The sequence below is a fragment of the Paenibacillus brevis genome, assembly GCF_018919145.1.
Classification (GTDB): domain Bacteria; phylum Bacillota; class Bacilli; order Paenibacillales; family Paenibacillaceae; genus Fontibacillus; species Fontibacillus brevis.
In genome coordinates, this window is sequence record NZ_JAHLQJ010000051.1 from 1 (window position 1) to 1,362 (window position 1,362).

1 protein-coding gene is annotated in these 1,362 nt (G+C 52.0%); it reads right to left on the bottom strand.

The window, feature by feature from the left end:
- On the bottom strand, positions 1 to 1,346 hold a 1,346-nt coding region (sufB, locus tag KQJ23_RS23550), incomplete at its 3' end, for a Fe-S cluster assembly protein SufB (protein WP_216481333.1).
- Positions 1,347 to 1,362 lie beyond the last annotated feature (16 nt).

The window sequence follows — 1,362 nt, forward strand, 5'->3', positions numbered from 1 at the left end:
GCATACTCCATTGGCAGCTCTTTCGTGAACGGCTCGATGAAGCCCATGACGATCATCTGTGTTGCTTCCGCTTCAGACAGCCCGCGGCTCATCAGATAGAACAATTGCTCCTCCGACACCTTGGATACCGTCGCTTCATGCTCCAACACAATGTTATCGTTCATGATTTCATTGTACGGAATCGTATCCGACGTGGATTGATTATCCAGAATAAGCGTATCGCACTTGATGTTGGATTTTGCCCCTTCCGCCTGACGGCCGAAGGAAGCAAGTCCACGGTAGGTTACCTTACCCCCATGCTTACTGATCGACTTGGATATGATCGTGGATGTGGTATCCGGCGCCAGGTGAATCATCTTCGCTCCGGCATCCTGGTGCTGGCCTTTACCCGCCACCGCGATGGACAGCACACTGCCCTTCGCGCCGCGTCCTTTGAGGATAACAGCAGGATACTTCATCGTCAGCTTGGAGCCAATGTTACCGTCAACCCATTCCATCGTCGCGTTCTCTTCAGCAACGGCACGCTTGGTAACCAGGTTATAAATGTTAGGCGCCCAGTTCTGGATCGTCGTGTACCGTACGCGCGCATTCTTCTTGCATATAATCTCTACAACCGCGCTGTGCAGCGAGTTCGTGCTGTAAATTGGAGCTGTACAACCTTCCACGTAATGCACGAAGCTGTCCTCATCGGCGATGATCAGCGTACGTTCGAATTGTCCCATATTTTCGGAGTTGATCCGGAAATAGGCCTGCAGCGGCACCTCACATTTCACACCCTTCGGCACATAGATGAAGCTGCCTCCAGACCAGACAGCACTGTTCAGCGCAGCGAATTTATTATCTGCAGGAGGGATAACCGTTGCGAAATATTCGCGGAAAATCTCCGGGTGCTCTCTCAGAGCCGTGTCCGTATCCATGAAGATTACGCCCTGCTCCTCCAGGTTTTTCTGCATACTGTGATAAACAACCTCGGATTCATACTGCGCGGATACCCCGGCCAGGAACTTCTGCTCCGCCTCAGGGATGCCCAGTTTGTCAAAGGTCTCCTTGATCTCGGCAGGCACTTCTTCCCAGGTCTTGCCTTGCTTCTCGGAAGGTCTTACATAGTATTGGATATCATTGAAATCCAGCTCATCCAAATCCCCGCCCCAACGCGGTGTTGGCATCTTTTCGAACTGCTCCAGGGATTTCAGCCGGAAGTTCAGCATCCATTCCGGTTCGTTCTTGATGCGGGAAATTTCCGTCACGACTTCGCGGGTCAACCCTTTGCCGGTTTGAAACACCGCTTTATGCTCGTCACGGAAGCCATATTTATACTCCTCCATCTCAGGGGCCTTTTTAGCCATGGTGCCTTACCTCCTT